This window comes from Frankia torreyi (genome assembly GCF_000948395.1).
Lineage (GTDB): Bacteria > Actinomycetota > Actinomycetes > Frankiales > Frankiaceae > Frankia > Frankia torreyi.
In genome coordinates, this window is record NZ_JYFN01000120.1 from 1 (window position 1) to 5,989 (window position 5,989).

7 protein-coding genes are annotated in these 5,989 nt (G+C 60.3%); 3 read left to right on the forward strand and 4 right to left on the reverse strand.

The window, feature by feature from the left end:
* The first annotated feature begins 669 nt into the window (after positions 1–669).
* Positions 670–882 (forward strand): helix-turn-helix transcriptional regulator, encoded by a 213-nt coding sequence (locus tag FF36_RS33790; protein WP_082122388.1) that lies wholly within the window; start codon positions 670–672, stop codon positions 880–882.
* A gap of 203 nt (positions 883–1,085) precedes the next feature.
* Here FF36_RS33790 and FF36_RS35230 read toward each other — a convergent pair whose 3' ends face one another.
* The 4 genes from FF36_RS35230 to FF36_RS33800 form a co-directional block, all read right to left on the reverse strand.
* A complete protein-coding gene (locus tag FF36_RS35230) occupies positions 1,086–1,436 on the reverse strand; it encodes a hypothetical protein (RefSeq protein WP_128423451.1) in 351 nt (116 codons plus the stop codon).
* Positions 1,437–1,630: 194 nt separating this feature from the next.
* Complete coding sequence (locus FF36_RS35235) at positions 1,631–2,092, reverse strand: hypothetical protein (protein ID WP_128423452.1); 462 nt, start codon at positions 2,090–2,092, stop codon at positions 1,631–1,633.
* Positions 2,093–2,311: 219 nt separating this feature from the next.
* Positions 2,312–2,848, reverse strand: coding sequence for an NUDIX hydrolase (locus FF36_RS33795; protein WP_082122389.1), 537 nt, complete (start codon positions 2,846–2,848; stop codon positions 2,312–2,314).
* Positions 2,845–3,915 carry a methyltransferase gene (locus FF36_RS33800; RefSeq protein WP_082122390.1) on the reverse strand — a complete coding sequence of 357 codons (1,071 nt, stop codon included), beginning with the start codon at positions 3,913–3,915 and terminating at the stop codon, positions 2,845–2,847. The genes FF36_RS33795 and FF36_RS33800 overlap by 4 nt, the downstream gene beginning before the upstream one ends.
* A gap of 564 nt (positions 3,916–4,479) precedes the next feature.
* Here FF36_RS33800 and FF36_RS41395 point away from each other — a divergent pair.
* Together FF36_RS41395 and FF36_RS33810 are read left to right on the forward strand one after the other, a co-directional pair.
* The gene (locus FF36_RS41395) at positions 4,480–5,013 is read left to right on the forward strand and encodes a DUF5919 domain-containing protein (protein ID WP_422615135.1); all 534 of its coding nucleotides are present in this window, start codon (positions 4,480–4,482) and stop codon (positions 5,011–5,013) included.
* Complete coding sequence (locus FF36_RS33810) at positions 5,010–5,828, forward strand: inositol monophosphatase family protein (protein WP_082122391.1); 819 nt, start codon at positions 5,010–5,012, stop codon at positions 5,826–5,828. Before FF36_RS41395 ends, FF36_RS33810 begins: the two co-directional genes overlap by 4 nt.
* Positions 5,829–5,989 lie beyond the last annotated feature (161 nt).

Consider the following 5,989-nt stretch of genomic DNA (forward strand, 5'->3'; position numbering starts at 1 on the left):
CGCCGAGCCTCGCGGGCGCCCCCCGGCGCCGAGCCTCGCGGGCGCCCCCCGGCGCCGAGCCTCGCGGGCGCCCCCCGGCGCCGAGCCTCGCGGGCTTAGCGGCGTGGCGTGGTCGACCGGATCAGGTCCGCGAGAACCATGACTGTGATCGGGTCGCATCGTGTGATCCACTGGATGAGTCGCGCGCCGCTGGGACCGGGCGGCGCCGCTGAGGCGATCGTGTGTACCGCTTCCTGGTGCGGTGTCCATCCGTCGACCGGTGCACTCTCCGGCGGTTGTGGTGTCCATGCCGCCGGCACGTAGACCCCGCGTGGCAGGAAGCGGAAGGTCAGGAGCACGTCCGGGCTGTCGGGAGCGACCGGGCGGTGATCCGTGTAAGCGGCTGAGGGGAGAGCGAGCGTCGCGGACAGGAGATCAAGGATGGTTGCTCCTCCGAGGAGAGCGACCGTGTAGCCGTCGTCGGACGGGGTCACGCGGACGAGGTCGTGAGCGGCGGGCTCGGGGGGGATAGTGGTCATGGTTCACCGCTTCCTGTGCATCCGTGGGGCAGCGGTGGCCGAAGGTCCGGAGAGGTGATGCCACACCGCTCCGGACCGCTATACGACACCGCTTGGGGTTGGCCAACCCCAAGCATACGGGCCTGGTTCGTCGTGGCACTAGGATTCGCCCATGAGCGGGGAACTGTGGACGACGGGCGACATCGCCCGGCGCCTTGGCGTCACCTCCGAGCGGGCGCGTCAGCTCACCCATCGACCGACCTTCCCCGCTCCTCGGCAGCAAGCGGCCCACATTCGTCTGTGGGATGCCGACGATGTGGAACAGTGGATCACTGCATTTCGGCCGGAGAACGCCGAGCCTCCGCGCGGAACCACCGGTGCCTGAACGGTCTTCGGGACATGAAAAGACCCCAGGTCGGAGGGCTGGCGTCATCCGACCTGGGGTCATGGGGACCGGCGGGCGGCATTCCCGAGCTACCGCCGGTCCGTCTGGGAGGGGNGGNCCCGACCCCCGGCAAAGGGGGGGNTTNGCTCGGGGGTGGGACCTCCCCAAGGTGACGGCATACCGTCACCGGCCAGGAATGGTGGTCAGGGCCGAATTTCAGCCCGAAGGTCATCCGAACTCCGGTAGATTACCCGCCGAAGCTCCCATATCTCTACGCTTTCCGCCGATCCGTTCCGGGCGACGATCTGCACATCATGGATCATACGGGTATAGCCATGCAGCGCGGAAAGGTCCGGCGCTCCGGTGCTGGCCGCGCCGGTAATGATCGGTCCGTTGATGTGCGGGAACGGATTTTCGTGGAACAGCCGGTTTGCGGCCGCAACTGCCGCGCCGGTGTGGTGAAGATTCGTTCCCCGAGGATACAGCGTGCACGTAGTGATCTCGGTATCCCGGACGACGGCCGCCGCAACCATTTCCAGGGAGGCGGAGTCCACATCGGCTATCCGTATCCGCTGAAATACCACGGGCGCCCCTTCATGTATCCCGGGCGAGTGGTAACACAGTACGACCCCGTCACGGTCGGGGGCCCACGGACCTACCGCCGGCAGTTCATCGGCAGACAGCCGCCGGTCCCACGGTGCGTAGAGTACCGGCGGGGGAACACGTCCGGCCGGACGGGCGCGGCGGCTCACGGGCAGCCTGCTGCCAGCCACGCCGTGTACCGGTCAGGGGACATGAACTCCCACACCGGCTGCACCTGATGCTCGCCACCCACACCGGTAAGCAGCACCGTCAGTGGAATCCCCCGCCAGCCATCCGCATACGGAGGGACCTCACAAGCAGAGGTCACCACAGGACCAGGAAGGATTGCGGTCCGCTCATGCTCCAATAACTGTCGACCCGCCAGAAAGGCAACGGCAGTGCTCCGGTTCCCTGCCACCCGCGGGCGAATCACCAAACTCTGCCGCGCCAACTCCGGCCGCACTGCGACCCGCCGGGCATGCAGGGTCGACCCGTCCACCGTTGGCAGGAACTCCAGGCATACCCGCACGCGATCGCCTTTGGCCTCGCCCGGACCCGAGATAATCAGCCCGTTGGAAGGCGGAAGGTCGAATTCTGGAAGATCGTCTTCGTTGAGCTGGATAATCAATCCCCTCATCCTCCCACCAGCCAGAACAGACCGAAAAGGATCACCGCCACCACCGCCAGCGGAAAAACACCACCGTGGGGAACATGAACGCCGCCAGAAGGCACGCCCCACCGACCACGAACAGCCTTTTCAGGACATACCAGCGGGACCGCCCCAGGTAGACACTGCGGCGCATTACCTCCCCCTCTCGCGCGTCGACCGTCAGGCCGAACGATTGTGTTAGCTCATTAGGGTTAGATACCAAAGCAGGCCGGAGAGCGTAAATGCGTCTGTAATTTCACCCGCTTGGATGAGGGCTCGTATCTCCGCAGATGTGCACCAGCGGAGACAAACGGATTCGTCGGTATCGACAGGGCTACCGCGCTGGTCGGATTTCCGTGCCAGGAACAGATGAGAAACCTGATCGGTCAATCCGGGACTAGTGTTCATCGATAGCAAGTGTTGGAGATCTTGCGGCTCCCAGCCGGTTTCTTCGAGGGCTTCACGGCGAGCAGTTTCGGCCGGTTCTTCGCCTTTCTCGACTTTTCCTGCCGGGATCTCCCAACCGAAGCGGGAGACAATGAATCGGTACCGGAATAGCAAGAGAATATGCCCGTCGGTGTTGACCATGATGGTTCCGGCGCCCGAAGCAGGTACCCGAACGAGATGATGCGGGATCCGGGCGCCGGAAGGTGCTTCAACGTCCGCGAGATGTATGCTCACCCATGGGCTTGCGTAGATGACGTCTTCACGGTGTACGGTCCAACGATCGCTCATTCACCGGATGATAGCGGGGCCACCTCGCCGGGCATTGCAACGACTCGGTGAATTTCGCCGTCGAGCGCTTCGGTGCGCATGACGTCGGTAAGCTCAAATCCAGCTTGGGCGAGCAGGAGTCGATACTCCTCCTCGGACCGTTCCCGCCCGCCGGTCATTACCAGCAAGTTAAGGGCTGACATGACCGTCCGTCGACTCACCTCATCGTCATAAACTTCGGTCCGGATTTTGTCAAAGATGACAAGAGTTCCTTCGTCCGGAATGGCCTTGCGTACAGAGCGCAGGATCTTCAGCGCGTCATCGTCAGGGAAGTCGCATAGGACCATTTTGATCAGGTAGAGGTCGGCGTTCTCCGGAACGCTCTGACGAGCATCTCCCGAGATGAGTTTAAGTCTATCGGTGAGGATGCGTGGCGGGAGTGCTCGGGCGGCATCTGCCACGACGTGCGGAAGGTCCAGGATAGACCCTCTCAGCGAAGGATTCCGGTGCAGAATCTCCGCCATGAAGACCCCGAGTCCGCCGCCAATCTCAACCACCTGAGAATGGCGGGTGAAGTCGTAGGACCCAATGAGTTGATCGACCATGGAGTTGGTGAGAGCTGCCATTGCACCGTTGAACGGAGCCGCAGCACCGGGATGCTCCGCATAAAAATCGTGCAGTGCCACACCGTTCTGGGCCGAAAATACAGGACGCCCCGAACGTACGGTCTGTAGAAGTGAGCCCCAGGACTGGTAACGTTCCTTTCCCGTGGCAATCACGGTCGGGCGCAGGCTGTCGGGTCGGTCTTTTTCCAAGAGTCGCCCGACCTCGGTCGTAACGTAGAGATCTCCACTACGTTGCAAAACCCCGTAGCCGACCAATGCTCGGACCAGGAAGTGAAGGGCTTCATGATCGGCGCCCGTCGCTTTGGCGAGAGCGTCGATCGTCACGGGCTGGATTAGATGGTCGGCGAGATGTAAGCGCGCTGCAACGTAAAGAGCCTGCGTGATCTGGTAACCGACCAGTAGCTCACGCAGCAGACCAGCGGCGATGCGATGTCCATAGGGCGCACTGTGGGGGGTAGTCATTCTGGCTCCCGAGGGTCAGGGACCGATCAAGTCCAGGGACGAACCTGGGCACTCCTATCCTTTCTGCGCGGATTGCGCGTGCTGGGATGAGCGGACCACGCCCTTCTGTCTCGCTGCAATATCGCGATAGTCGCATTTACTCGCAGCTTCGCCTCTTTCTGTCTCTTCTTGGTCTCGTCTCGTGATATGATCATGGCAAGGAGAAAAACCGAGAAGAGTGGAGAAAGCCTGTCGATGTCAGAGGAAAGAAGCACGACACTTAAGACGCTGTTGCGTCAGCGCCATTGGNAGAATTACACTACTTTTTGCCGTGAATATGACAGGTCGGCAAAGGTCATCGATGGTAGCCTAGTCGGCACCTGGCCGAGTCGCGCACAATTTCACCGCTGGCTCTCTGGAACGCTCATCTCACTTCCGTACCCGCACCACTGTCGAGTTCTGGAGAAAATGTTTGAAGGCTGGACGGCCGAACATCTCTTCAAGACGTGGAGCGGGGAATTGCCAACCACTCCTCCATCGGAACCTTCAAAGGATCAAGTTTCGGCACTAAGCGGCCATTTTGGCATGGGTGGCGTAGTCGCAGTATTTTCAACTCGATCGGAGTTCTCAAGTGCGATTCCCGCGCACGAACTGTTCGATAACGCAGAAAAGATTCGGGCTGCCGGCCTTTCGCTTAACTTGGTCTGCCAGCAATATCCTACTCGCTCCCTTCGGCGCAAGATAGCCGATGGCGGACATGGGTGTTTCCTTTTTCTAGATCCTCGCGGCAGATATATCGGGGAGCGCGAGAAGGAGGAAGGCTTTCCGCTAGGCGACCTCGCCGCGTTGACTCGCATCAATATTGAGTTGCTTTTAAAGCTTAGAGATAATCTTGGAAGCAATTCCGGCAATCTCCGTATTGGCGTTTACGATGAACCGCTGCGGTACAACATTATAATTGTTGACGATAGTAAATGCGTTTTCCAGCCGTACCTACCGGAAACCCGAGGGGTTGAATCCCCGACTCTGGTCGCAATGCGTGAAGCGGAGGACGGGGCAATCTTCAAAACATTTGATGAAGTACTATCTTCCCTGGAAGAGCGGAGCTCGTTTCTGTGAACCAACTAGACACTCTTCTTGCCGTTGCGCACGAAGCTATAGATATCGCCGTCGAGACTATAATGAGCACTCCACCCGGCGAAGCTCGCGAGAAAGAGGAGCGCGATTTTGTTAGCGAAGTTGACCTAGCGGTTGAAAGAGAGGTCAGAAGGTTCCTTGAGCGGCGTACGCCGCATCTCGCCTTTTTGGGCGAAGAGGGCACTGGCGAGGTAGTTCTGAATAGTAAGAACACCTGGGCTCTTGATCCGCTAGATGGAACCTCTAACTTTCTTCATGGGATACCGCTATGCGGTGTTTCGCTGGGGCTTATCAGTGAGGGGCGGCCTATAGTGGGAGTGATCGCCCTGCCCTTCCTGAATGAAAGGTACTCCGCAGCGGAGGGGCACGGGTCTTTTGTGGGCACACGGAAAATCGCAGTAACCAGACCGGGCCGACTTTCTAATGCGATAGTCTCAATCGGAGACTATGCCGTGGGTAGTAAATCTGAAGAGAAGAATCGTGCCCGACTTGCGCTGTCACGATTTCTTGCACCGAAAGTGGAGCGGGTCCGCATGTTTGGATCGGCGGCCGTTGACCTGGCATGGCTGTCCGCCGGGCGAACGGATGCAAGTATCGCACTTGGAAATAAGCCGTGGGATATGGCGGCCGGAGTTGTGATAGCTAGAGAGGCTGGAGCGGCAGTTTTTGATCGAGACGGCTCCGACCACACGACGAATTCGCGCGTGACGGCTGCTAGCTCCAAGGAATTGGTAGGTCCAATTCTGGAAGTCCTCTCGGAAACGTATCGAGAGGCGGAATCATCTGCTACCTCATGAAACGTCCCACGCGCTGCCGAGAGCACCGATGGGCAACGACAGACCGTACCCCTGTGAGGGAAACCATGCCGGTGTGGATAGCCTCACGGGCGCCGAGGGCACCGCGCCTCACGGGCGCCGAGGGCACCGCGCCTCACGGGCGCCGAGGGCACCGCGCCTCA